Source organism: Kingella sp. (in: b-proteobacteria), assembly GCF_030527935.1.
Classification (GTDB): Bacteria; Pseudomonadota; Gammaproteobacteria; order Burkholderiales; family Neisseriaceae; genus Kingella_B.
This window is the reverse complement of record NZ_JAUMZV010000018.1, coordinates 1-25,464: the sequence shown is the minus strand read 5'-3', so window position 1 is coordinate 25,464 and position 25,464 is coordinate 1. Positions and strand designations below refer to the sequence as shown.

General features: G+C 48.6%; 24 protein-coding genes, 1 tRNA gene and 1 riboswitch. Of the genes, 15 read left to right on the top strand and 10 right to left on the bottom strand.

Translation table 11 applies throughout. The features are described from left to right. Positions 1–93 precede the first annotated feature (93 nt). Positions 94–1,017 (top strand): UDP-3-O-acyl-N-acetylglucosamine deacetylase, encoded by a 924-nt coding sequence (gene lpxC, locus Q4A85_RS07180; RefSeq protein ID WP_303108965.1) that lies wholly within the window; start codon positions 94–96, stop codon positions 1,015–1,017. A gap of 148 nt (positions 1,018–1,165) precedes the next feature. Here the strand turns inward: lpxC and Q4A85_RS07175 are convergent, their stop codons facing one another. Then, a complete protein-coding gene (locus Q4A85_RS07175) occupies positions 1,166–1,516 on the bottom strand; it encodes a heavy metal-binding domain-containing protein (protein WP_303108964.1) in 351 nt (116 codons plus the stop codon). An 86-nt stretch (positions 1,517–1,602) separates the two neighbouring features. Continuing rightward, positions 1,603–3,051: a decarboxylating NADP(+)-dependent phosphogluconate dehydrogenase gene (gene gnd / locus Q4A85_RS07170; RefSeq protein ID WP_303108962.1), complete on the bottom strand. Its 1,449-nt coding sequence runs from the start codon at positions 3,049–3,051 to the stop codon at positions 1,603–1,605. A gap of 427 nt (positions 3,052–3,478) precedes the next feature. Here gnd and Q4A85_RS07165 point away from each other — a divergent pair, with 427 nt between their 5' ends. The 10 genes from Q4A85_RS07165 (at position 3,479) to polA (ending at position 13,552) form a co-directional block, all read left to right on the top strand. After that, positions 3,479–4,225, top strand: a complete 747-nt coding sequence (locus Q4A85_RS07165) for an electron transfer flavoprotein subunit beta/FixA family protein (protein ID WP_303108960.1) — start codon at positions 3,479–3,481, stop codon at positions 4,223–4,225. A gap of 11 nt (positions 4,226–4,236) precedes the next feature. Continuing rightward, positions 4,237–5,175, top strand: coding sequence for an electron transfer flavoprotein subunit alpha/FixB family protein (locus tag Q4A85_RS07160; RefSeq protein WP_303108958.1), 939 nt, complete (start codon positions 4,237–4,239; stop codon positions 5,173–5,175). Positions 5,176–5,238: 63 nt separating this feature from the next. After that, positions 5,239–5,694: a 3-hydroxyacyl-ACP dehydratase FabZ gene (gene fabZ / locus Q4A85_RS07155; protein ID WP_303108956.1), complete on the top strand. Its 456-nt coding sequence runs from the start codon at positions 5,239–5,241 to the stop codon at positions 5,692–5,694. 138 nt (positions 5,695–5,832) lie between these two features. Further along, positions 5,833–6,609, top strand: coding sequence for an acyl-ACP--UDP-N-acetylglucosamine O-acyltransferase (gene lpxA / locus Q4A85_RS07150; protein WP_303108954.1), 777 nt, complete (start codon positions 5,833–5,835; stop codon positions 6,607–6,609). A 73-nt stretch (positions 6,610–6,682) separates the two neighbouring features. Then, positions 6,683–6,759 (top strand) — tRNA-Met (locus Q4A85_RS07145). Positions 6,760–6,868: 109 nt separating this feature from the next. Next, a complete protein-coding gene (locus Q4A85_RS07140; RefSeq protein ID WP_303108953.1) occupies positions 6,869–7,699 on the top strand; it encodes a GNAT family N-acetyltransferase in 831 nt (276 codons plus the stop codon). A gap of 70 nt (positions 7,700–7,769) precedes the next feature. Then, positions 7,770–9,629 carry an ABC transporter ATP-binding protein gene (locus Q4A85_RS07135; protein ID WP_303108951.1) on the top strand — a complete coding sequence of 620 codons (1,860 nt, stop codon included), beginning with the start codon at positions 7,770–7,772 and terminating at the stop codon, positions 9,627–9,629. Positions 9,630–9,896: 267 nt separating this feature from the next. Beyond that, positions 9,897–10,427: a hypothetical protein gene (locus Q4A85_RS07130; RefSeq protein ID WP_303108949.1), complete on the top strand. Its 531-nt coding sequence runs from the start codon at positions 9,897–9,899 to the stop codon at positions 10,425–10,427. Positions 10,428–10,523: 96 nt separating this feature from the next. Next, positions 10,524–10,718 (top strand): hypothetical protein, encoded by a 195-nt coding sequence (locus Q4A85_RS07125; RefSeq protein WP_303108948.1) that lies wholly within the window; start codon positions 10,524–10,526, stop codon positions 10,716–10,718. 56 nt (positions 10,719–10,774) lie between these two features. Next, positions 10,775–13,552: a DNA polymerase I gene (gene polA / locus Q4A85_RS07120; RefSeq protein ID WP_303108946.1), complete on the top strand. Its 2,778-nt coding sequence runs from the start codon at positions 10,775–10,777 to the stop codon at positions 13,550–13,552. Positions 13,553–13,624: 72 nt separating this feature from the next. Here the strand turns inward: polA and Q4A85_RS07115 are convergent, their stop codons facing one another. From Q4A85_RS07115 to Q4A85_RS07105, 3 genes are all read right to left on the bottom strand, one after another. Next, the gene (locus Q4A85_RS07115) at positions 13,625–14,632 is read right to left on the bottom strand and encodes a thiamine ABC transporter substrate binding subunit (RefSeq protein WP_303108944.1); all 1,008 of its coding nucleotides are present in this window, start codon (positions 14,630–14,632) and stop codon (positions 13,625–13,627) included. Between the two features lie 75 nt (positions 14,633–14,707). Continuing rightward, a riboswitch (TPP riboswitch) is annotated at positions 14,708–14,800 on the bottom strand. A 238-nt stretch (positions 14,801–15,038) separates the two neighbouring features. Next, entirely contained in the window at positions 15,039–15,455 is a 417-nt protein-coding gene (locus Q4A85_RS07110; RefSeq protein WP_303108941.1) for an MliC family protein, read from the bottom strand. A gap of 91 nt (positions 15,456–15,546) precedes the next feature. Continuing rightward, the gene (locus tag Q4A85_RS07105; protein WP_303108939.1) at positions 15,547–15,747 is read right to left on the bottom strand and encodes a hypothetical protein; all 201 of its coding nucleotides are present in this window, start codon (positions 15,745–15,747) and stop codon (positions 15,547–15,549) included. A 104-nt stretch (positions 15,748–15,851) separates the two neighbouring features. Here Q4A85_RS07105 and ileS point away from each other — a divergent pair, with 104 nt between their 5' ends. The 4 genes from ileS to Q4A85_RS07085 all read left to right on the top strand — a co-directional run bounded on the left by ileS (position 15,852) and on the right by Q4A85_RS07085 (position 20,579). Beyond that, positions 15,852–18,635 carry an isoleucine--tRNA ligase gene (gene ileS, locus Q4A85_RS07100; RefSeq protein ID WP_303109020.1) on the top strand — a complete coding sequence of 928 codons (2,784 nt, stop codon included), beginning with the start codon at positions 15,852–15,854 and terminating at the stop codon, positions 18,633–18,635. 292 nt (positions 18,636–18,927) lie between these two features. Then, entirely contained in the window at positions 18,928–19,398 is a 471-nt protein-coding gene (locus tag Q4A85_RS07095) for a Dps family protein (RefSeq protein ID WP_303108938.1), read from the top strand. A gap of 232 nt (positions 19,399–19,630) precedes the next feature. After that, positions 19,631–20,458 (top strand): 5'-nucleotidase, lipoprotein e(P4) family, encoded by an 828-nt coding sequence (locus Q4A85_RS07090; protein WP_303108937.1) that lies wholly within the window; start codon positions 19,631–19,633, stop codon positions 20,456–20,458. Further along, the gene (locus Q4A85_RS07085) at positions 20,448–20,579 is read left to right on the top strand and encodes a hypothetical protein (protein WP_303108935.1); all 132 of its coding nucleotides are present in this window, start codon (positions 20,448–20,450) and stop codon (positions 20,577–20,579) included. Before Q4A85_RS07090 ends, Q4A85_RS07085 begins: the two co-directional genes overlap by 11 nt. 509 nt (positions 20,580–21,088) lie before the next feature. Here the strand turns inward: Q4A85_RS07085 and Q4A85_RS07080 are convergent. The 5 genes from Q4A85_RS07080 to Q4A85_RS07060 form a co-directional block, all read right to left on the bottom strand. Continuing rightward, complete coding sequence (locus tag Q4A85_RS07080) at positions 21,089–21,376, bottom strand: hypothetical protein (RefSeq protein ID WP_303108933.1); 288 nt, start codon at positions 21,374–21,376, stop codon at positions 21,089–21,091. 273 nt (positions 21,377–21,649) lie between these two features. Beyond that, positions 21,650–22,759: an NADH-dependent flavin oxidoreductase gene (locus tag Q4A85_RS07075; RefSeq protein WP_303108931.1), complete on the bottom strand. Its 1,110-nt coding sequence runs from the start codon at positions 22,757–22,759 to the stop codon at positions 21,650–21,652. Positions 22,760–22,855: 96 nt separating this feature from the next. After that, entirely contained in the window at positions 22,856–23,128 is a 273-nt protein-coding gene (locus Q4A85_RS07070) for a GNAT family N-acetyltransferase (protein WP_303108929.1), read from the bottom strand. A gap of 104 nt (positions 23,129–23,232) precedes the next feature. Continuing rightward, a complete protein-coding gene (locus Q4A85_RS07065) occupies positions 23,233–23,688 on the bottom strand; it encodes a M23 family metallopeptidase (protein ID WP_303108927.1) in 456 nt (151 codons plus the stop codon). 447 nt (positions 23,689–24,135) lie between these two features. Then, entirely contained in the window at positions 24,136–25,251 is a 1,116-nt protein-coding gene (locus tag Q4A85_RS07060; protein ID WP_303108925.1) for a glycosyltransferase family 2 protein, read from the bottom strand. Positions 25,252–25,464 lie beyond the last annotated feature (213 nt).

Below are 25,464 nucleotides of genomic sequence, written 5' to 3'. Positions count from 1 at the left end.
CTTTATCATGCCTTTTTATTGCTTTACCCCCCGCTTTCAGGCTGCCTAAAATAGTTTATGATGCGGCCTGAAAATCATTTTTAGGACAACCCAATGAAACAACGCACCCTAGCCAAATCGGTAACCGCCACAGGCGTAGGCTTGCATTCGGGCGAGCGCGTGTCGCTTACCTTGCATCCTGCCGCTGAAAACACGGGCATCCAGTTTCGCCGCAGCGATTTATCGGGCGAGCAAGGCGAAATTGTGCCGCTTACGCCGTATTTGATTAACGACACGCGCTTGTCGTCCACCATCGTTACCGAAAACGGCATTCGTGTCGGCACGATTGAACACATTATGTCGGCGTTTGCCGCGTATGGTGTGGATAACATTTTGGTGGAGCTGAATGCGCCCGAAATTCCGATTATGGATGGCAGTAGTTTGCCGTTTCTTTTTTTGTTGCAAGATGCGGGCGTGGTGGAGCAGCAGGCGGAAAAACGCTTTTTGCGAATATTGAAAGAAGTCGCGCTGGAAGAGCCGAATAAAGCGGTAAAATTTACCCCGTATGATGGCTTTAAAGTGCGGCTCACGATTGAATTTGACCACCCTGTGTTTAACCGCAGCGCACCCACCTTTGAGATTGATTTTGCAGGAGAATCTTATGTGGAAGAGATTGCGCGGGCGCGAACATTTGGCTTTATGCAAGAAGTGGAGCTGATGCGGGCGCACAATTTAGGCTTAGGCGGCAATTTGTCTAACGCGATTGTGATTGACGACACCGACGTGTTGAACCCCGAAGGGCTGCGCTATCCCGATGAATTTGTGCGCCACAAAATTTTGGATGCGATTGGCGATTTATATATTGTGGGGCATCCGATTATTGGCGCGTTTGAAGGCTATAAATCGGGGCACGCGATTAACAATGCGCTGTTGCGCAAAGTGTTGGCGGATGAAACGGCGTTTGAATGGGTAGAATTTCCTGATGATGAAGCGATGCCAAGCGCGTTTTCGGGAATTGAAACGCTGGGCGTAAGATAGTTTGTTTGAAAAGGCAGCCTGAAAACATATTTTAGCTTCACTCGTTTTCAGGCTGCCTTTTACACATAAAGTTATCCCTAATTATCAATATGTAAAACAATCAGATGTAGTTTTATCAACAAAGTTATGCACAAAGCCAAGGCAGTCTTTAAACCGCCACTTTAACCGCCGTGCCGCTCACGGTTACCATCATCATGCCATTGGTCTCGCCCAACACTTCGTAGTCAAAATCAATGCCGATGATGCCGTTTGCGCCCAGCTCTTTGGCGGCTTGCTTCATCTCTTCCAACGCAGCTTCGCGTGCGCCTGCTAACGCGCGTTCATAACCGCCTGCGCGCCCACCAACCACATCGCGGATGGAAGCAAACATATCGCGGAAAATGTTTGCGCCGATAATCGCTTCACCGTTCACAATGCCCAAATAAGCATCTAGCTGAATATCGTTAGGCGTTACGGTGGCGAGAAAAAAGGCTTCTTCTTTGCGGGAAAACCAACCCATATTGCACTCCTGTGATAGATGGTTTTCAGGCTGCCTTAGATGAATAGGCAGCCTGAAAACCAAAAATGTTAATGTGGATAACTTGACTACACTTCGTAAGTGCTAGAAGCGGTGTCGCCGCCTGTTCCTGTCCAATTGGTGTGGAAAAACTCGCCGCGCGGTTTATCGGTGCGTTCGTAAGTGTGTGCACCGAAGTAATCGCGTTGCGCTTGCAGCAAATTAGCAGGCAAGCGAGCGGTGGTGTAGCCATCCAAAAAGGTAATTGCCGCTGCCATGCAAGGCATGGGTACGCCAATTTCAATCGCTTTGGCAACGGTTTTGCGCCATGCGGGCAGCGCGTTAATCAAGATTTTTTGGAAATATGGGTCTGCGCCCAAAAACGCCAAATCAGGGTTGGCTTCAAACGCATCACGGATGTTGCCCAAGAAAATGCTGCGGATGATGCAACCTTCGCGCCACAACAGCGCGGTTTTGCCGTAGTTTAGTTTCCAGTTAAACGTGTTGCTGGCTTCGCGCATCAGCATAAAGCCTTGTGCATACGAAATAATTTTAGATGCCAGCAACGATAAACGCAGCGATTCCAGCCATTCTTCGCGGCTGCCTGCAATAGGCGTAATGCTGCGTGGGAACAAGCTGGCAGCAGCAACACGCTGTTCTTTCAACGCCGAAACACAACGCGCAAACACCGATTCGGAAATCAGCGTCAGTGGAATGCCCATGTCCAAAGCGTTGATGCCTGTCCATTTGCCTGTGCCTTTTTGCCCTGCGGTATCCAAGATTTTTTCCACCAGCGGCGTGCCGTCTGCATCTTTGTAAGCAAGAATATCGGTGGTAATATCCACCAAATAAGAGTTTAATTCGGTGTTTTTCCAAGATTTAAACGTCTCGTGCATTTCGTCATACGTCATGCCCAAGCCGTCTTTCATAAACTGATAGGCTTCGCAAATCAACTGCATATCGCCGTATTCAATGCCATTGTGCACCATTTTCACAAAATGCCCCGCGCCATTATCGCCCACCCAATCGCAGCAAGGCTCGCCATTAGGCGTTTTTGCCGCAATGCCTTGCAAAATGGGCCGCACATATTGCCACGCTTCAGGATTTCCCCCTGGCATAATAGACGGACCATGCCGTGCCCCTTCTTCGCCACCCGAAACGCCTGCGCCAATAAAACGAATACCCTTGGCAGCCAGCTCAACCGTGCGGCGGTTGGTATCGGGGTAGTTGGCATTGCCACCATCAATAATGATGTCGCCTTGTTCAAGGTAGGGCAAAATTTGTTCAATAAATTCATCCACCGCGCTGCCTGCGCGAACCATCAGCATGATTTTGCGTGGTTTTTCCAATTTATCCACAAGCTCTTGCAACGAATGTGCGCCAACAATATTGGTATTTTTTGCTGCGCCATTTAAAAATTCGTCCACTTTGGAAACGGTTCGGTTAAACGCCACCACCTTAAAGCCTTTGTCGTTCATGTTCAAAATCAAATTTTGACCCATTACCGCCAAACCAATTACACCAATATCGCCTTTCATAGCTATTCCTTGCGAGTTGAGAAAGCTGTAACTTTACTCCATTGAAATAGGTTAGACAATGCGAGAAAACCGCGTTGCTTGTAGTAGTATTTAAATCTAAATTTTAAAATAAATAAATGATTAAGATTAAGAATAAACGAATGCTCTGTTGATAACTTTAAAAAATATTTTTTTTCAAATGGTTATGATAATTTTATTGTTTAGGAAAAGGCAGCTTGAAAAGCAAGTATAGCGTGTGGATAAAGGTGGATAAATTTTCACAAGCAACGGGTTAATGTGGATAAGTTTGAAAAACAAACACGATGTCATTTTCAGGCTGCGTTAATCTGTGGATTATGTTAAAACGTGTTCAAAAATGTGATTTTCCGATAAAATACCGTCCTTTATTGGTTTCAGGCAGCCTGAAAATAACGATTAAGGAACTCTCATGAAAGCATTGGTTGCGGTAAAGCGCGTGGTTGATTTCAATGTGAAAGTGCGCGTGAAAGCAGATGGTTCGGGCGTGGATATTGGCAATGTAAAAATGTCAATGAATCCGTTTGACGAAATTGCGGTTGAAGAAGCTGTCCGCTTAAAAGAAGCAGGCGAAATCAGCGAAGTGGTTGCGGTATCGTTGGGCGAAAAAAAATGCGAAGACACGCTGCGAACCGCGTTGGCAATGGGTGCAGACCGTGCGATTCATGTAGAAACCGATGCGTTGCTTGAACCCTTGGCTGTGGCAAAATTATTGAAAAAAATTGTGGATAAAGAACAACCTAGCCTTGTTTTGCTGGGTAAACAAGCAATTGATGATGATGCCAACCAAACCGCGCAAATGCTGGCGGCATTGATGAATGCAGCGCAAGGCACGTTTGCCAGCAAAGTAGAATTGGCTGCTGACGAAGCGGTGGTTACGCGCGATGTTGATGGTGGCGTGGAAACAATTGCATTGAAATTGCCTGCGGTGATCAGCGCGGATTTGCGTTTAAACGAACCACGTTTTGTGAAGCTGCCAGCGCTGATGCAAGCCAAAAAGAAAACAATTGAAAAACAAACGATTGAAGAATTGGCTGTAAACATTGAGCCACGGTTGCACGTGAAACAATACGCAGAACCCAAAGCGCGACAAGCTGGCGTAAAAGTGGCGAATGTTGCTGAATTGGTTGAAAAACTGGCTGCTGCCAAAGCAATTTAAAGGAAAAAAACATGAGCGTTTTGGTATTAGTAGAACACGATGGCAAGCAAATTACCCCAGCTACACTGCACGCTATTTATGCTGTGCAAAAATTAGGCGAAGTTCATGCGCTGGTGGCGGGTTTAGGCAGCCTGAAAGTGGCAGAACAAGCCAGTAAAATTGATGGGGTTAGCAAAGTATTGCACGCAGAAGCGGTGCATTTTGCTGAGCTATTAGCAGAAGAAATTGCGCCGCTTGTTGTTTCATTGGCTGCGCCGTATCGGTATTTTGTTGCGGCTGCCAGCGCATTTGGCAAAAACATTATGCCGCGCGTAGCAGCGATGCTGGATTGCTCGCAAATTTCTGATTTAACCGAAATTGTGGATAATCAAACTTTTATTCGTCCTACTTATGCAGGCAACGTGTTTACCACCGTATCCAGCAATGAAGAAAAATTGGTGCTAACCATTCGCGCCAGCGCGTTTGATGCAGCAACATACAGTGAGCAAGCGGCAGAAATTGAAAGTGTACCCGCCACGCCTGCGCAGCATTTGAGCCGATTTGTTTCGCGCGAATTAACCCAATCCAACCGTCCAGAACTAACGCAAGCCAAAGTAGTTGTGGCTGGCGGGCGAGCATTGGGCAGCGCGGAACAATTTAATGACGTTTTAACGCCGTTGGCTGATGTATTGGGTGCAGCAATTGGCGCATCACGCGCAGCGGTGGATGCCGAATTTGTATCAAACGATTGCCAAGTTGGGCAAACAGGCAAAATTGTTGCACCTGAACTGTATTTTGCGATTGGTGTTTCTGGCGCAATTCAACACGTTGCAGGGATGCAGGATAGCAAAGTTGTGGTGGCTATTAACAAAGACCCTGATGCGCAAATCTTTAATGTGGCCGATTTTGGTATTGTGGGCGATTTGTTTGAAGTTGTGCCACAATTAACCGAAGCATTGAAAAATCGTTAATCTCGTGCCTATGTTTCACATGAAACATAGGTTTGTTTCATCATTTATACAAAAGAAAACAAAGTGAACATTTCTCTACCAATAGAAGCAAAAGATATTCAAAAGCTGATTCCCCATCGTTTTCCATTTATGCTGATTGACCGTATTACCGCGTTTGAACACGGTAAATCGCTCACAGCAATCAAAAATGTAACCATGAATGAACCGCAGTTTATGGGACATTTTCCTGAATACCCTGTTATGCCTGGGGTATTGATTATTGAAGCAATGGCGCAGGCATGCGGTGCGTTAGCCATTTTGACCGAAGGCGGGCGCAATCCTGATGAAATTTATTTCTTTGCGGGCATAGATAATGCACGGTTTAAACGCCAAGTTATCCCTGCCGACCAACTTGTTTTTGAGATTGAATTGCTGCAAAGCAAGCGTGGGATTGGTAAATTTAAAGCTGTTGCTAAAGTGAATGGCGAGTTAGCTGTTGAAGCGGAAATTATGTGCGCTAAACGCAAAGTGGAAAAATAATACCAAGTCATAAACTGAACTGGTGGGGTTGGTTTATTGCTTTAAACAGCTTGTTTTTGAATGAGTATTTAAGTTTTCAGGCTGCCTAATCCATCTAGGCAGCCTGAAAAAGACAAATTAAACAATAGCGAGAGTATTATGTCTTTAATCCACAAAACGGCCATCATAGACCCAAAAGCTGAATTAGATAGCAGCGTGAAAGTGGGTGCTTATTCCGTTATTGGCGCAAATGTGCAAATTGGTGCAGGCACGGAAATTGGCGCACATACTGTGATTGAAGGGCATACGACAATTGGTCAAAACAATAAAATTTTCCAATTTGCCAGCTTAGGTGCGCAACCGCAGGATAAAAAATACCGCGATGAACCCACCAAGCTCATTATTGGTAATGGCAATACCATCCGAGAATTTACAACATTTAATACAGGCACGGTTACGGGTATTGGTGAAACGCGCATTGGCGATGATAACTGGATTATGGCGTATTGCCATTTGGCGCATGATTGTGTAATCGGAAATCATACTATTTTTGCGAATAACGCATCACTCGCGGGGCACGTAACCATTGGTGATTATGTAGTATTGGGTGGTTATACATTAGTGTTTCAGTTTTGCCGCATTGGGGCTTATGCGATGACGGCATTTGCCGCTGGGGTGCATAAAGATGTGCCACCTTATTTTATGGCGGCGGGTTATCGTGCAGAACCAGCAGGTTTAAACAGCGAAGGAATGCGGCGCAATGGATTTTCCGCAGAACAAATTGCGTTGGTAAAACAAGCCTATAAAGTTTTATATATGCAAGATTTGGGTTTAGATGAAGCCAAAAACAAAATTGCAGAAATGGCAAAAAACGATTCAGAATTGCAAATTTTGCATGAATTTATAGCAACATCACAGCGTGGCATTATTCGTTAAACGTTTTCAGGCTGCCTAAAATGTAAAGAATTTGACAGTCAAAGAAGTATCCCGTATAGTTCACTTTTTCTGACGCGGGGTGGAGCAGTATGGTAGCTCGTCGGGCTCATAACCCGAAGGTCGTAGGTTCAAATCCTGCCCCCGCAACCAAATTTCAACCGCTTGGTTTTCCAAGCGGTTTTGTTTTATCTTTTGCGGTTTTGTTGATACATATCAGGTATAATAAGAACACTTTTACTGCTTTATTGTGGAGTGGATTATGTTACCTAGTGATGAAATTATCATTCATGGCACAACCAGTAATGGCAAAGTGTTTCTTCCAAGCGATTGGGCAGAACGATTGTGCGGTATTCTTTCATCATTTAGCAAAGATAATCGGCTTTCATATAATGAATGGGTGCGCCCTGCGCTGCTGAATAAAGTTCGTTGCGTGGAAGTTTCGCCCAGTCTTGAAAAAATCAATCCCAGTATGTTCCGTTTTTTGATGGATTTTGCAACAGATAACGATTTGCAGATTATGCGCGGTTCAGATTTTCACCCACATAGGCAGCCTGAAAATCAAATTGCAGAATCTGTTAAAGATAATCATGAAGCGATTACAGAAGAAAAAATAGAAACAGAGCAGCTTATTGAGCAAGCAGAAGAGCCAACCAGCCATGTGCGCGAAATTTTGCCCAAAGAGACCGCTAGCGTATTTGCTGCATTGAGTGTATTGCGCCCCACGCTTAACGACATCAATCAATTTGTAGAACAAGTCAATAATGTGCAACGCGCGCAAGGCTATCGTTTGCTTGGATTGTTTGAAGCAGGTAAAACCAACGCGGTTGCGGTGTGCGGTTTTCGTGAAAAAACCGATTTAGTGAGCGGGCGAAATATTCATATTGATGATTTGATTACCATGCCACAAAGCCGCCGTTGCGGTTATGCTTCGCGGCTGCTGGATAAAGTGCGCGAAATTGCTGCGGAGCAAGGCATTGCACAGATTCATGTGGATTGCCATGTAGGCAGCGAGCGGACAATTGCTCATCGTGTGTATTTTCAACAAGGTTTTGAAATTCAATCGTATCATTTCGTTTGTCAAAGCGAGTAACGTTAAACAAATTTATTCCATTTTCAGGCTGCCTAAATCATATTAAGGCAGCCTGAAACCATTATCTTCTATGAAAAACAGCAAATTAAACAAAATTTTCACATGGTTTGAAACCCGGATAGAACCTTATCCCGAAGCAAATCCCATTACGCCATCCAAAGGATTATTGCGCTTTATTTGGAGCAATTTGGAAGGTGTGCGGGTGTGGATACTCGTGTTAGCAATCTTGACCGCAGGCATCGGTATTATGGAAGCTCTGCTGTTTCAGTTTATGGGTAAGCTGGTGGATTGGCTTGGCAAATTTACCCCTGAAACGCTGTTTGCTGAAAAAGGCTGGGCGTTGTTTGGCATGGTTGCGATGATGATATTTGCTGTTTTTTGGCATTTTGTTGCATCCAATGTGCGCTTGCAAACTTTGCAAGGCGTGTTCCCGATGCGGCTGCGTTGGAATTTTCACCGCTTGATGTTAAACCAGTCGCTCGGGTTTTATCAGGATGAATTTGCAGGGCGCGTGTCGGCGAAAGTCATGCAAACCGCGCTTGCTGTGCGCGATGTGGTGATGACCATCGCCGATATGGTGATTTATATTTTTGTGTATTTTTTGACTTCTGGGCTGATTTTAGCGGCAATGGATGGTTGGTTGTTGCTGCCGTTTATGCTATGGATAGTGTCATTTGCGCTGATGATGAAGCTGCTGATGCCAAAACTGGGCAGAACTGCGCAAGCGCAAGCAGATGCACGCAGCCTGATGACGGGGCGTATCACTGATGCTTATTCCAACATCGCCACCGTCAAACTTTTTTCACACGGCGCGCGCGAAGCCCGCTATGCCAAGCAGTCTATGGATGAATTTATGGTAACCGTGTATGCCCAAATGCGGCTTGCCACGCTGTTGCAAACGTGGAGTTTTATCATCAATTCGTCGCTTACATTATCCACCGCCGCGCTGGGCGTGTGGCTGTGGCATAGTGGGCACGTTGGCGCAGGCGCGGTTGCTACGGCTACCGCTATGGCTTTGCGGTTAAACGGTTTGTCGCAATTTATTATGTGGGAATCGGCGCGACTGTTTGAAAACGTTGGCACCGTATCAGATGGCATGACCACTTTGTCTAAACCGCAAACTATTTTGGATAAACCTGCCGCGCTGCCATTAAAAGTAGAACAAGGCAACATCAGTTTTAAACATGTTGATTTTTCTTACGAAGTCGGCAAGCCCTTGCTAAACGGCTTTAATTTGAATATTAAAGCAGGAGAAAAAGTGGGTTTAATTGGGCGCAGCGGCGCGGGAAAATCTACCATTGTGAACTTGCTGTTGCGCTTTTATGAACCACAAAGCGGCACAATTGAAATTGATGGGCAAAACATCAACGACATCACGCAAGAAAGCCTACGCGCTCAAATTGGCTTGGTAACACAAGATACCAGCTTGCTGCATCGCTCTGTGCGCGACAATATTGTGTATGGTCGACCCGAAGCCACCGATGAAGAAATGTTCCAGGCTGCCGAACGCGCCGAAGCCGCCGACTTTATCCCTAATTTATCAGATGCAAAAGGCAGAACAGGCTACGATGCGCACGTTGGCGAGCGTGGCGTGAAATTATCGGGCGGGCAACGCCAGCGTATTGCCATCGCTCGCGTGATGCTGAAAGACGCGCCCATTTTGTTGTTAGACGAAGCCACCAGCGCATTGGATAGCGAAGTGGAAGCAGCCATCCAAGAAAGTTTGGATAAAATGATGGCTGGCAAAACCGTTATTGCAATTGCCCACAGGTTATCCACAATCGCCGCTATGGACAGATTGATTGTGCTAGATAAAGGACGAATTGTGGAAGAAGGTACGCATACAGAATTGTTAGCAAACAATGGATTATATGCAAAATTGTGGGCACATCAAAGCGGCGGATTTTTGCCCGAGCAAGTGGAACAATAAGCATAGAATAGTAGGCAGCCTGAAAACTTATGCACAGTTTCAGGCTGCCTTTTTATGACTACAAAAGCCATCAAGATAAGCATTAAAGGATAGAAATTGGGATTAGGCTTAAAGCAACTGATTGAAGTAAATAAAAATAAAAAAAGGTTAATAATGCAAAGTTTTCTAAAAATGGCGGATGAACGGCGGTTTCAGGCAGCATGAAAAGTGTAATTTTGATATGATGTTATTGTTAATAGTTATCCACATAGGCAGCCTGAAAACATGATGAAATTGAAATGGTTGGTATGCCTTGCAGCAGCAAGTTTTATCCACATCGCCCAAGCTGAAACCGCAAAAACAAACATAGAAGCAGCATCTGAACCCGCTTCTGCGCCTGCGGTTGCGTCTATTTCTGCTAGTGTGCCACAAGTGATTGATGATGAGATTAGCCGCGTGTGGCAAGATTCTAGCCAGTTGTTTAACGATACGGTTTTGTTGCCCCCCGTTCCTGATGCGGCTACAAATAACAAGGTGCAAGCTAATTTGCGCAACCAAGTTGCCACATTCCACACCAATATGCGCATTCCCAGCCAGCTTGCGAAAATTGTTTCGCTGCCCGAACCAAAAAAATTAACGCAGCGCGAAGTATTGCAACAAGAAATCAGCCGTGAAAAAAACGCACTGTTAACAGCGCAAAATAATTTGGTTAAGGCAGGCAAAGCGAAAAATGATGCGGCGATTAAACGCTTTGGTATGCAAGTGGCTGACCGAATTAAAAATATGCAGGCATTGCAAGAAGAATTGCGCCGTTACTAGGCAGCCTGAAAACAGAAATAGTGAAACAAATCAATCAGATTATTGTTATAATAACAGCCATTATCATTGGTTACTGTTTAGTTGAAAGGATGAAAAATGAATTCAGCAGAAGGTCAAGAAGCGTTGGAATCTATGGTTGGGCAAATGCTGGTGGCTAAATTGAAAAAATTGGGCGCGGAAGAGCATAAAGTGAATCAAATTGTGGGTTCGCTTTCATTTGAAGATATTCGCAAATGTTTGCCGCTTACCGATGATGATTTGAAAAAAGCATTTGCCAAATTGTTTGCATAAACTGATTTTCAGGCTGCCTAGAATGGTTTTAGGCAGCTTTTTTATGAGTATTGAAAATGACCACAAAAACTTTGCTCTTGGTGGACGGTTCGTCCTATCTTTATCGCGCGTTTTACGCCATGACCCACCTTTCTGCACCTGATGGCACGCCAACCAATGCCGTTTATGGCGTGTTGAATATGCTGCGCCGTTTGCGCGCTGAAACGCCGCATGATTACTGCGCTTGTGTGTTTGATGCCAAAGGCAAAAATTTCCGCCATACGCTGTTTCCTGACTACAAAGCCACGCGCCCGCCCATGCCTGATGATTTGCGTCCGCAGGCCGATATACTGCCTGAATTGGTGGAATTGATGGGCTGGAAAGTATTAAAAATCAGCGGTGTAGAAGCGGATGATGTGATTGGTACGCTGGCAAAGCAGGCAGAAAATGCGGATATGCGCGTGATTATATCCACAGGCGATAAAGATATGGCGCAGCTTGTGAGCGAACGCATCACGCTGGTAAATACCATGAAAAATGAAACGCTGGACGAAGCGGGTGTATTCAACAAATTTGGCGTGCATCCCAACCAAATCCGTGATTTTCTTGCGCTGATGGGCGATAAAGTAGACAACGTGCCAGGGGTGGAAAAATGCGGCGAAAAAACGGCGGCAAAATGGTTGGCAGAGTTTGGCTCGCTGGAAAATATCATGCAGCGAGCCGATGAATTTAAAGGCAAGATTGGCGAAAATTTGCGCGCTGCTTTGCCGCAACTGCCGTTGTCGTATGAATTGGTAACGATTAAAACCGATGTGGATTTGTTCAGCGAATTGCCTAATGGCGTGGATGATTTGCGGTGCAGCGCACCTAAGTGGGCGCAGTTGGCGGTGCATTTTCGTGAGCTGGGCTTTAAAACATGGCTAAAAGAAGCGGAAAATCAATTATCTAGCCAAGAAAGTGATGATTTATTTGCTGCCGATGATATAGGCACGCAAGCCGCATTCAATGCGCAAAGGCAGCCTGAAATCACGCTTGCGCCCAAACCCGAAAAACTGAATTACCAAGCCATTACCACGCAAGCGCAGTTGGATGAATTGTTAAACAAATTAGACGCTGCGCAGCAAATCGGCTTGGATACGGAAACTACATCGCTAGACCCGATGAGCGCACAGCTTGTGGGCATCAGCATGGCTTTTGCCGCTGGCGAAGCGGTGTATATTCCTATTAGCCACACGTTTGCCGAACAGCAATTAAACCGCGAAACGCTGTTAGGCAGCCTGAAACCGTATTTAGAAAGCCAATCGCTGCACAAAATTGGGCAAAATTTAAAATACGACCAACACGTTTTCGCTAATCAGGGCATTCAGTTGCAAGGGATTGCAGGCGATGCGATGTTGGCTTCGTATGTGTTGGAAAGCCATTTGGGGCATGGTTTGGATGAATTGGCGCAGCGTTGGCTGGGCTTGGAAACGATTACATACGAAAGCCTGTGTGGCAAAGGCGCGAAGCAAATTTCGTTTGCCGATGTGGCGGTGGATCAGGCAACGGAATACGCCTGCCAAGATGCGGATTTTGCCTTGCGCATTGAAGCGCATTTGAAAACGCAAATGAGTGATGAACAGCGCAAAATGTATGAAATCATGGAGTTGCCTGTGGCGCAGGTATTGTTTCACATGGAACGCAACGGTGTGTTGATTGACCGCGCAGAATTGGCGCAGCAAAGCGCGGAATTGGGCGCGGAATTGTTGAAACTGGAACAGCAAGCCTATCATTTAGCAGGGCAACCGTTTAATTTAAACTCGCCCAAGCAGCTGCAAGAAATCTTGTTTACCAAATTAGGCATTCCCACCAAAGGGCTAAAAAAAACCAGCACAGGCGGTATTTCCACCAATGAAGCGGTGTTGGAGCAGCTGGCGATGGATTATCCTTTGCCAAAAATCATCTTGCAAAACCGCAGTTTAGCGAAACTCAAATCCACCTACACCGATAAACTGCCTGAAATGATTAACCCCACCACCCACCGCGTTCACACCAATTACGCGCAAGCGGTGGCGATTACGGGGCGACTGGCGAGCAATAATCCCAATCTGCAAAACATTCCCATCCGCACCAGCGAAGGGCGACGTGTGCGCCGAGCGTTTATTGCACCTGAAAACAGCGTGATTGTGTCTGCCGATTATTCGCAAATTGAGCTGCGCATCATGGCGCATTTAAGCGGTGATACCACGTTGATTGAAGCATTTAAAAACGGCGAAGATGTGCACCGCCGCACCGCTGCCGAAGTGTTTGGGATGCAGCCTGAAAACATTACGCCTGAGCAGCGGCGTTATGCCAAAACCATTAACTTTGGTTTGATTTACGGCATGAGCAGCTATGGTTTGGCAAAATCGCTGGGGATTGATAACGCATCCGCCGATATGTTTATCAAACGCTATTTTGCGCGATATACGGGCGTGGCGGATTATATGCAGCGCACCAAAGAGCAAGCGGCGGATTTGGGTTATGTGGAAACACTGTTTGGGCGACGGCTGTATCTGCCTGATATTCATGCTAAAAACGCGCAAGCGCGCGCAGGCGCAGAACGCGCCGCCATCAATGCGCCGATGCAAGGCACGGCTTCTGATTTAATCAAACGCGCCATGATTGCGGTGGATGGTTTTCTGCTTTCAGGCAGCCTGAAAACACGTTTGACCATGCAAGTGCATGATGAATTGGTGTTTGAAGTGCCAGAAAATGAGCAAGAAATGATAGTGCAGAATATTCCTGCGCTGATGGCGAGCGTGGGCGAAGATGTGTTGAATGTGCCGCTGGTTGCCGAAGTGGGTATAGGCAAAAATTGGGATGATGCGCATTAACTGTGCTACAAAAAAGGTATCCAAAACGGATACCTTTTTCATTTTCAGGCAACCTTAAATCATTTCAGCCAATCATTTCAACACCACGCGCGTCCATTTTGCCACCCAATCTTTTTGCTTGCTGTTCACTTGCGCCGCAGGCAACAGCTTGGCATCTTTGGGCGTAGAAGCATGAACCGCAATAGGATGCGCTTTCGTTCCTTTTACCGCAGGATAAACCCACATGGAAGTCATCACCGCATCTTGCACCGCAGGGCTTTGCAAATATTGCACCAGCTTCGCCGCCATTTCAGGCTGCTTGGCTTGGTTTAACACCGCCGCGCCTTCAATTTGCAAATAGCTGCCGCCGTGCAAAAACAGGTTGCCCATATTGGGCGATTTGAGCTTGCCTTCGCTGTAAAACACTTCTGCCGCAGGGCTGGTGGCATAGCCCACGATAATCGGGCGAGAGCCGCCGTTGAGCGTAAATTCGGTGTAATACGCTTGCGACCAACCTTTGGTGATTTTCATGCCATTTTGCCGCATTTGCCCCCACCATTTGAACGCATTGGCTTCGCCCAAGCCGCTGATATTTGCCAATAAAAACGCCAACCCAGGGGTGGATGTAGCAGGGCTGGGCACGGCGACCAAATTTTTGTATTTGGGCTGTGCTAATTCATCCAATGTTTTAGGCAAGGGCAGATTATTTTTTGCAAACCATTGTTTATCATAGTTTAATGTTACAAAGCTAAAATCCACCGCCAAAACGTGCGAAATAGAAACCGCTGTTGCCTTGCTTTGCGGTTGTTGCGCCGCCAAAATGCCTGCCGCTTGCGCTTTGGCGGATGAATTGTTATCCAACCCAAACACCGCATCGGCTAATGGCGATTTTTTGCTTAAAATCAAGCGGTTTAACATTTCATTGCCGCTGCCCAGTTTCACAATGGAAACCTTGGCATCGTTTTGCTGCTCAAATTGCGCGATAACAGGCTTGGGCAAATCAAAAGACTCGCTTACAGCCAGCCGCACTTCCGTTTGCGCCCAAGCCGCATGGCTTAAAAACAGCGACAAAGTCAGCACACTAAAATGAACCCGTTTCATGATGTTTCTCCTGTGATAAAAAATCGCCATTTGCGCAACACGGCAAATGGCGATGGGTTAATCAATCAACATAAACAGTTGTTTTAATTAGTTTCCTACGCCAGCATTACCTGTGCCAGGTTCACGGGTGTTTTCTCAGCCGCTTGCGCAGCACCCCGACTAATTTTGTTTACAGGCTAGGCAGCCTGAAAACGGTGTAACAAAATTGTTCCGCGTGTTTTTAAACGCGGATAACGAGTGTATTGTAGCATAATCTTTACGATACTTTAACAATAGTTAGGCAGCCTGAAACCATTTAGGCAGCCTGAAAACCGAAAACGCATTGCACCAAAAAACCGATTTCGCACCATGTTGCAGGTGCTGAAATCGGTTGAGAGATGATGGGCAAATGCGCCCAAAAGTTCAATTATTTAGCCACGCAGTTCGTATTCACCACGCCACCGTCCGAGCCGCTAAATTCAAAATAGGCTTCACGCCCCGCTTTTTCGTGCCATTCGGCAGGGTTGCCATAGAACGCGCTATTAGACGCATAGCGCACGCCCGATGCTGACACGGCTTGGTTCAACACGGCAGATTTGCCCATGGTGTCCACGGAAAGATTGATTGCGCCGCTGCTGTATTTCACAGTGGCGGTCATGCCGTTGTCGCATTCAAAGCGTTTGCTGCCGCCCACTTTGGGGCTCATCGCTTGCTGTTGCTTCATGGACATATTGCCCATTGCGCTATCGCGGGGGTCGTTGTTTGCCGAAGGGCTTTCGCTGCCCGCGCAAGCTGCCAAAGCCAGCGCAGAAATAGCAATCAAGGAAACGTGCTTGATATTCATAGTAAATCTCCAAGGGTTGAATATTGCCAAATGGCAACGGCGCGCATCTTACAGCGAAATGTAGCGCGAAGTAATTAAAATTAACTTGGGTTTACATGAAATCGCTGCTGCCCATATTGTCCAACAATCGCCCCAGCTTGCTTTTCACAATGGTTAAAGGCTTGTAAAATGGATATTTTCTTGTTTCAGGCAGCCTGAAACGCTGTTTATAGTCGTCCCACACAGCCTTATACGGCGTTGGCTCGTCCACCACGGGCGAAATGGTTTGTTGCCAAATCAGAGATTTGGACAAAGCCAGTTTTGCTGTACTACTTGTACTATCTGCGGCTCGCCGCCTTGTCTAAGGCTGTGTGGAACGACTATATTATTTCTTTTTTATACAACAGAGCCAACACCATGACCGATTACTCCAAAACCGTTAATCTTTACGAATCGCCCTTTCCCATGCGTGGCAATCTTGCCAAACGCGAGCCTGCTTGGGTGAAGCAATGGCAGGACGAAAAACGCTATCAAAAATTGCGCCAAATTGCCCAAGGTCGCGCCAAATTTATTTTGCATGATGGCCCACCCTATGCCAACGGCGACATTCACATTGGGCATGCGGTAAACAAAATTTTGAAAGACATTATTATCCGCAGCAAAACGCTGGCAGGTTTTGACGCGCCTTATGTGCCGGGGTGGGATTGCCACGGGCTGCCGATTGAAGTGATGGTGGAAAAACTGCACGGCAAAGATATGCCCGCCAGCCGTTTCCGCGAGCTATGCCGCGAATATGCGTCTGAACAAATCGCGCGCCAGAAAAAAGACTTTATCCGCCTAGGCGTGTTGGGCGACTGGGAAAACCCCTATCGCACCATGGACTACAAAACCGAAGCTGACACCGTGCGCATGATTGGCGAGATTTATTCCGCTGGCTATTTGTTCCGTGGCGAAAAACCCGTGCAATTTTGCTTGGATTGCGGCTCATCGCTGGCGGAAGCCGAAGTGGAATACAAAGACAAAATTTCGCCCGCCATTGACGTGGCATATCCTTTCCAAGACACCGCCGCGCTTGCCCAAGCATTTGGGCAGCCTGAAATCGCAGGCGAAGCCTTTGCCGTGATTTGGACAACGACACCGTGGACGCTGCCCGCCAGCCAAGCCATTTCCGCAGGCGCAGACATCGTGTATCAACTGATTGACACGCCCAAAGGCAAACTGGTGCTGGCAAAAGATTTGGCAGAGCAAGCATTGGAACGCTATGCGTTTTCAGGCTGCCCTGTGCTCGCCGAAACCACAGGCAGCAAGCTGCATCATCTGCTGTGCAAACACCCTTTCCTAGACCGCGACATTCCCATTTTAAACGGCGAGCACGTTACCACCGATGCGGGTACAGGCTTGGTGCACACCGCGCCCGCGCACGGTATGGAAGACTATTTAATCTGCAAACAATACGGCATTGAGCTGATTAACTGGGTGAACAACCAAGGGCGATACATCAGCAGCGTGGAACGCTTGGCGGGCAAAACCGTGTGGGAAGCCAATCCGCTGGTGCTGGAATGGCTGCAAGAAAACGAGCGATTGCTTGCCAACAGCAAGCTGGAACACAGCTACGCCCATTGCTGGCGACACAAAACGCCGCTGATTTACCGTGCCACGCCGCAATGGTTTATCTGCATGGACAAAGCGGGCAAAAAAGGCAACACGTTGCGCAACGATGCGCTGCAAGCCGTGGACGACACCGAATTTTTCCCCGCATGGGGACGCGCCCGCCTGCAAGCCATGATTGAACAACGCCCCGATTGGGTGGTATCGCGCCAACGTTATTGGGGCACGCCGATGGTGTTTTTTGCCCACAAAGAAACGGGCGAATTGCACCCCAATTCCGCCGAATTGCTAGAAAAAGTGGCGCAAAAAATTGAAGAAAAAGGCATCAACGCATGGTTTGAATTGGACAAAGCCGATATTTTGTCGCCCGAAGATTGCGCCCACTACGACAAACTGCCCGACACCATGGACGTGTGGTTTGATTCAGGCAGCACGCATTATTCCGTGATGAAGCAGCGCGAAGAATTGGCTTGGCCTGCCGATTTGTATCTAGAAGGCAGCGACCAACATCGTGGCTGGTTTCAATCGTCCATGCTCACAGGCTGCGCCGCATTTGGGCGCGCGCCGTATAAACAGCTTTTAACACACGGCTTCGTGGTGGACCAAAACGGGCGCAAAATGTCCAAATCCATTGGCAACGTGGTTGCGCCGCAAGAAGTTTATAACGAATTTGGCGCGGATATTCTGCGTTTATGGGCAGCGGCAACCGATTATTCGGGCGATTTGGCAATTTCCAAAGAAATCTTAAAGCGCGTTACCGAAAGCTATCGCCGCATTCGCAACACGCTGGCGTTCTTGTTTGCCAATTTAAGCGATTTCAACCCGATTGAAGACGCTGTGTCACAAGCCGATATGGTGGAAATTGACCGCTACGCGCTGGTGTTGGCGCGGCAGTTGCAAGAGAAATTGGCGGGCGAGCATTATCCTCGCTACGCCTTCCACTTTGCCGTGCAAGAGCTGGTGCAATTCTGTTCGGAAGACTTGGGCGCGTTCTATTTGGATATTCTGAAAGACCGCCTATACACTACCAAAACCAACAGCCACGCCCGCCGCTCGGCGCAAACTGCGCTGTATCACATCACGCGCAGCTTGGTGTTGCTGATGTCGCCCATTTTGTGTTTCACCGCCGAAGAAGCGTGGGACATCATCGGCGGCGGCGAGGAAGACAGCGTGCTGTATCACACTTGGCATGATTTTCCACCGATGAACCCCGCCAGCGAAGCCGCGCTGATGGAAAAATGGCGACACATCCGCGAAGCCCGCGCCGTGGTGAATGCGGCGATTGAGCCATTACGCGCCGATAAAGCGGTGGGCTCATCGCTGCAAGCGGAAGTGGTGTTGACCGCGCCCGAGCCTGTTTTAGGCAGCCTGAAAACGCTGGGCGAAGAGTTGCGCTTTGCCATGCTGGTTTCCAAAATCAGCCTGCAACAAGGCGATGCACTCGCCGCCCAAGTAGCCGCATCCACCGCGCCCAAATGCGAACGCTGCTGGCATTATGTGGCCAGCGTAGGCACGGTGGCAGGGCATGAAACCGTGTGCGCCCGCTGCGCCGAGAATGTGGACGGCAAAGGGGAAAGCCGCGCGCACGTTTGATGGGGTAGTGTAAAAGGCAGCCTGAAAATGAGTGCATTAACGCGGGCGCGAATGGTAGGCAGCCTGAAAATGCTTAATCGCGCTCCCTACGGCTTGCTTGCAAGCCGTGCGCTGGCGAAATAAAAGGCAGCCTGAAAGGCTGAATCTTGTTTTCAGGCTGCCTTTGTGCGGCAATTAAGGCAGCCTGAAATACAAATAAATATCAAAATTAAATTAAGTTTGAAAAATTCATTGTTTAATGCTATTATCTAAACCGCTGAATCCCCAGCGTCTATCTATGAAAGGAAATACCATGAGCATCAACATCGGCATGACCGACACTCAACGCCAAACCATCGCACAAGGCCTGTCCAAAGTGCTGGCGGACACCTACACGCTTTATCTGAAAACCCACAACTACCACTGGAACGTGCGCGGTCCGATGTTCCACAGCCTGCACACCATGTTTGAAACCCAATACAACGAACTCGCGCTGGCGGTGGACGAAGTTGCCGAACGCATCCGCGCTTTGGGTGAGCTTGCCCCTGGCTCGTACAGCGAATTTACCAAACTCGCCTCCATCCCCGAAGGCAACAGCCGCAACGACGCACAAACCATGATTCGCGAATTGGTGGAAGGGCAGGAAGCCGTGGTACGCACCTGCCGCGCCCTGTTCCCCGCCGTGGACGAAGCCAACGACGAACCCACCGCCGACCTGCTCACCACCCGTATGCAAACCCACGAGAAAAACGCATGGATGCTGCGCTCGCTGTTGGAAAACTGATTGAGCGGCGTAAAAGTTCCGTCACTCATTTTCAGGCTGCCTAAGCATAAAGGCAGCCTGAAACGAAGTTCAGCGCAACCAAAATGCCAAAACCGTCTGAAAAGCCATTCAGGCGGTTTTTTGTTATGCGTCAAGCGCGGTGCCCTTTGGCGGTTTTATTTCCCCATTCGTTGCGTTATAATTTCGTTGCGTTATAATTTCTTTACATTTCATAACACAAGGGAGAATCCAAATGAAAACAGTCAAACTTTCCGCCGTAGCATTCAGCTTGATGATTGCGCTAACAGGCTGCGCCACGCAACACGCCGCGCCATCCGGCGATGAGCAAGCCAATGCCCAGTTGCAGCAACAAGCCGTAATGGGCATCAACTGGATGCAGCAATCGGGCGAATATCAGGCCTTGGCGTATCAGGCATTTAACACCGCCAAAGTTGCCTTTGACCACGCCAGCGCGCCCAAGGGCAAGAAAAAAGCCGTGGTGGTGGATTTGGATGAAACCATGGTGGACAACAGCGCCTACGCTGGCTGGCAAGTGCAGCACAACAAAGCCTTTGACGGCAAAGACTGGACGCGCTGGGTAAACGCCCGCCAAACCGCAGCCATCCCTGGTGCGGTGGAATTTAATAATTATGTGAACGCGCACGGCGGCACGATGTTTTATGTGTCCAACCGCAAAGACGATGGCGAAAAAGTCTCCACCGTGGAAGACTTGAAAAAATTGGGCTTTAACGGCGTAAACGACCAAACTTTGCTGCTGAAAAAAGATAAATCCAGCAAATCCGCCCGCTTTGCCGAGATTGAAAAACAAGGCTATGAAATCGTGCTGTATATTGGTGATAATTTGAACGATTTTGGCGATGCCACTTACCACAAACCCAATGCGGAACGGCGCGAGTTTGTGAAAGCCAACAGCCAAGAATTTGGTAAAAAATTCATTGTGTTGCCCAATCCAAACTATGGCGATTGGGAAGGCGGATTGGCGAAAGACTACTTTAAAGGCACGCCACAAGACCGCGTGAATATCCGCCTGAATGCGATTAAAGCGTGGGATGGTAAATAAGCTGGAACGGCGTTCAATCAAAAAGATAAGGCAGCCTGAAAACGAGCGAAGCGAGTTTTCAGGCTGCTTTTTTATGGATTGGGCAAAACGGATGCGCGCCGTTTCAGGCTGCTTCGTCTGAAAAGGCAGTCTGAAAGCCGTGTATGATTTTTCAGGCTGCCTTTGACACAAATTTGAACGAGTTAATGCGCATAAGGCTTAATTGGCACGACTGCATCAAACATTTCCCTCCGCTTTCAACCACTCCACCAACGCCTCCGCCGCCTGTGTTTTATGCTTGTTCGGCGGGTAGTACAGAGCCATTGGCGGATAAACCGCCCGCTGGTCGGCACTACTGTCCGGAATAAAAATTCCCCACCCAAACAAAAAGGTTGCAGCCCAACGTTTTCACGGGTAAAACCCAAAGCGCCAACTCAAAAACAAAGCGTATTACGGCGCAATCCAGCAATCGTTTAACGAACAGGGCGAATTGATGGGCGAACACGTGGTCGGCTCTATTGGGAAATTTATGCAGGCATTTGCCGCGTGGATTGCGAAAGTGGGTTGATGGCGCGGAATGCGTTAGATGCAGCAACAATAAGGCAGCCTGAAAAGCCGTTTTGCGCTTTTCAGGCTGCCTTTTCTACGCGACTACTCTATCCGCCGCTCCCTTGCTTTCGGTTTGACTGCCAACGCTGGCTCGGATTCAAGCTCGGACGCAGCCGATGATGGCATGGACGGCGCGGCAGACAACACGCCCGCTCGCTGCACCAAATCCATAATCGCCGTGTTGCGCAGCATCACGCGATAACGCGCATCGGCGTAATTTTTTATGCTGAACCAATCGGTTACGCGGCTGGTTTGAATATAGTCCACCAGCGCATCGCGCACGGCGGGGTCTAGCTGGCTGGCGGTTGTGATTTCGTATGGTGTCGTCATCGTGTTTCTCCTTGTGGGTTGAATGGTTTTCAGGCTGCCTTTTCCCAAGACCCAAAGGCAGCCTGAAAACAGAAAATCCCCTTTTCAGGCTGTCTTAGAACCTGTATTCACTATTCTCATAGGCATCTTTTATGCCCTAAAAACGCGGCTGCTGCGTTAAAAATGCTCGCAAGGTGTCCAACCTTGCTGCGCTTTTTGCCTTGTATCCGCGCTTTTATGTCATAAAATCTGCCTATGGAAATAGTGAATACAGGTTCTTAATCCCCCAAAAAATCAAATATCCAACGGCTGCCACCCCGCCGCATCTTTCAACGGCGGCAGATACGCCAGCCCGCGCAGTTGCTGCTGCCACAAATAATCGGGCAGGCGGTAATGGTCGGCGCGGTTCGGGTCTAGCGCGGTTTCAATCTGCGCCGCGTTGCCCTGTTGCAGCAGCGTGGCAAAATTCGGGTTCATCATCACCGCCTTGCCCACGGCAACAAACTCCGCCCAGCCCGTTGCATACGCCGCCAGCACCTGTTCGCCCGAAAGCAGGCAGCCCACGCCAATCAGCGGCAGCTTGCCGCCGATGCGCTGGTGTATCAGTTCCATGCGCGTTTTGCTGGTGTCCGCGCCGCGCCGTGCGTGTTTGTAAAAATCCCACAGCGAAACATGAAGATACTGCAACGGCTGCTGCACCAGCGCGTCTATCAGCGCAAACGTGTCCGCCATGGTCAAGCCGTTGTCGCCTGCTTCTTCGGGCGAAAAACGGTAGCCGACAATAAAATCATCGCGCTGCGCCGCCTGCTTTTCCGCCTGCACGGCAGCAATCACCGCCAGCGGGAACGCAGTCAGCTCGCCCCATTGGTCGGTGCGGCGATTGCTTTGGCGCGACACAAATTGTTGAATCAAATAGCCATTTGCGCCGTGAATTTCTACGCCGTCAAAACCCGCCGCAATGGCGAGTTTCGCCGCATAGGCATAACGCGCCATCAGCGCGTCCATTTCCTGCGCCGTCAGTTCGCGGACATCGTCTTGCGCGGACGGGGCGATTTTGTCCGCCGTCATCGCTTTCAAGCCGCCGTGATGAATCTGCAAAACGGCTTTCGCGCCCTGCGCTTGGATAATCTGCGCCGTTTCGCGCAGGCTGGGCAAATGCGCTTCATCAAAGGCGTAGGGCTGCCCATGAAAGGTTTTGCCTTCGGGCGACACCAGCGTGGCGGCGGTGATAAAGAGCCCGAAATCCGCCGCCCGACCGCGCAAAAAGGCGCGTTCTTCATCGCTGATGGAGCCGTCTGCGTGCGAGCCGTAATGCGTCATCGGCGCAACGACCAGACGGTTTTTAATCACGATGCCGTTGTTGAGCGTGTAGGGTTGGAACAGCGGGGAAAAATTGAGCGACATGGCGGTCTCCTTGTTGAAACAAAAGGAGAATTTTAGACGGCTTTGGCGATGAAATAAATGCGGCAGCCTGAAAAACGGATTTCAGGCTGCCTTTTATCATTCCGCTTTCACCCCATCATATTCCCCGCTGCGCTCAAACCACTTCACCACAAACGGACACACCGCTCGAATCCGCCACCCCCGCTCCGCCGCGTGCGCCGCCAGCGCGTCCAGCAACGCCTTGCCCACGCCGCCCCCGCGCAGCGACTTGTCCACAAAGGTATGGTCAGCCGCAATCGTTTGCGCGTCCACCGCCGTCCAATGAATCCACGCCAGCGCGCGCCCGTTTTCGCGGTACACAATTTGGTTTGGCTCAATTTCAAAATCCATATTCGTCTCCTTGCTTGTTCAATTCGCTTTTCAGGCTGCCCATTATGCCAGCGCACGGCTTGCATGCAAGCCGTAGGGAGCGCGATTAACCATTTTCAGGCTGCCTACCAATCCTGATTCACCAACGGATACGGATTAACCCCCCCCGCAGGCAAATACACGCCATAATGCAAATGTGGCGGTGTGGTTTTCGCGTTCCCCGTTTTGCCCACATAGCCAATCGTTTGCCCCGCCCGCACGCGCTGATACAGGCGCAAACGCGCATGGCGGCTCAAATGCGCGTAATAATGCCACGCGCCCGCGCCTTGTATGCCCACAATCTTGCCACCCAACCGATTGCTGCCGATTTTTGTAACGATGCTATCGGTGGTGCTGCGAATTGGTGTGCCAATGGGTGTAAAAATATCGCTGCCTTCGTGGCGACGACCATCGCTGCGTGCTGCACCCCAAGTGTCGGCAAATCGCTGCCTGCGCACGGGATTCAGCAGGCTGTGCGCGGCGGGTGGTTGCTGTGCGCGTAATTGGGCAATTTCGCCCACAGGTTTTGCGGTGTGGAGCAAGCGGCAAGTAGGAGAAGCAGGGCGATGGAGAGAATAGGGAGGGGAAAGGTGTCATAGGATTTTCGGGGGAGCAAAAGGGATGAACTTATTTGGATTGCGTTGAACTTCGTTTCAGGCTGCCTAATTGTGGAGCGGGGTAGTAATGAAGCAGAACACGCTTAATGGTGGTGCTCAATAGCAGTTGTTTCAGCCTTATGCCGCATTGGTTCGCCTATCATTGGCGAAATGGTTTGTTGCCAAATCACAGGTTTGGCAAAGCCAGTTTTGTAGTGCTAATTGCGCTATCTGCGGTTCAACGCCTTGTCTAAGGCTTGTGTGAAATGACTATAAGAATCTGTATTCACTATTTTCATGGGCATCTTTTATGTCATAAAATCTACCTATGCAAATAATGAATACAGGTTTTAAATTAGGCAGCCTGAAAACCATTTTCAGACTGCCTATTGCTTATTTGCGCTTGCCACGCAGCACACGCAGCATATCGCGAATTTGATGCGCCAGCGGACGCAGTACCTTGGAATTACGCCGCATTTTTCGCATTTTCTCGCGCCACTCAGCAGTAAAATTGCGCATAGGCAGGCATTTGCGATAGAAATAATCCACACGGGCAAACAGTTCCGCATCGCGGTTTGCATGGTGTGTAACGACCATGTTCTCCAACCGATATTTCAAATCATGGATTTCGCGCAGCAATTCATTTTTATTGTTTTCCGCATCGTGCAAAATCAAATGCAGCAAACCATAATTCGCAGGGTCTTCTGCCAAAGCGCGGCGTACCAGCGCGTTGCGGTAAGCAGCTTGATAGGCTTGATGCTTATCCGCGCCCGCAATAACCGAATTGCCATAGGCATCGTTGCTGGAAATACGATGATGGTAATACGCCAGCTCTTTGTTCAGCGTTTTAATTTCGCCCAAACGGAACAAGCGCAAGTTGTAATCCCAGTCGCCCAACACAGGCAGCGCAGCGTTGTAGCTACCAATGGTTTTGGCTGCGCTCATACGAATCAGCAAGCAAATAGGCGGAGTGATATTGCCTTTAATCAAACGAACTGCATCAACATGGTCGCGCCAAAAGACCCACTCCAACACATCAAGCTGGCGCACCGTATCTTGTTTAATCTCTTCATGCACCACCACGCAGTTAGTTAAAACCGCCACCGCATCGCGGTTTTGCTGCAAAAAGGCAACCGTTTCTTGCAAAAAGTCAGGGTGCCAACTGTCGTCATCATCATGGATAACCAAAAACTCTTCGTTTGCTTGTTCAAACGCGCAATTAGAAGCTGCTTCCATGCCCAGAGATTGCGAATTATGGATAACGGTTAATCGTTCGCCAAACAAATCACGGTAGGTATTCAGTAGTTTTTCTACGGTATCCACATCACCGCCATCATTAACCACATATAAATGCCAATTTTGATAACGCTGCTCCAACACGCTGTTTAATGCGCGCGCCAACAGCACAGCTCGGTTTTTGGTGCGCGTGATAATGGCAACTGAACCATCGGTTTTAATATTGGGTAAAGAAGCAAAGGCTTGCGGCTGGGGAAAAAGAGTTGTATTCATGGTGTTTCCTGTGTTTAAAACTGGTTGCGGATAAATTCAGGATACGCAGCAAATTCTTGTTTTGCCAAGTGATACAAATGAGGGTTAACGGTTTGCAACCCGCTGTTATACCAATATTTCATTACCCCGCAAGGCCAGCCACCGCCGTATAAAAATGAGGTAGTGTCCTAAAAAGTATGCTACCCGAAAAAATCAAGCGGCATCAAAGCAAAG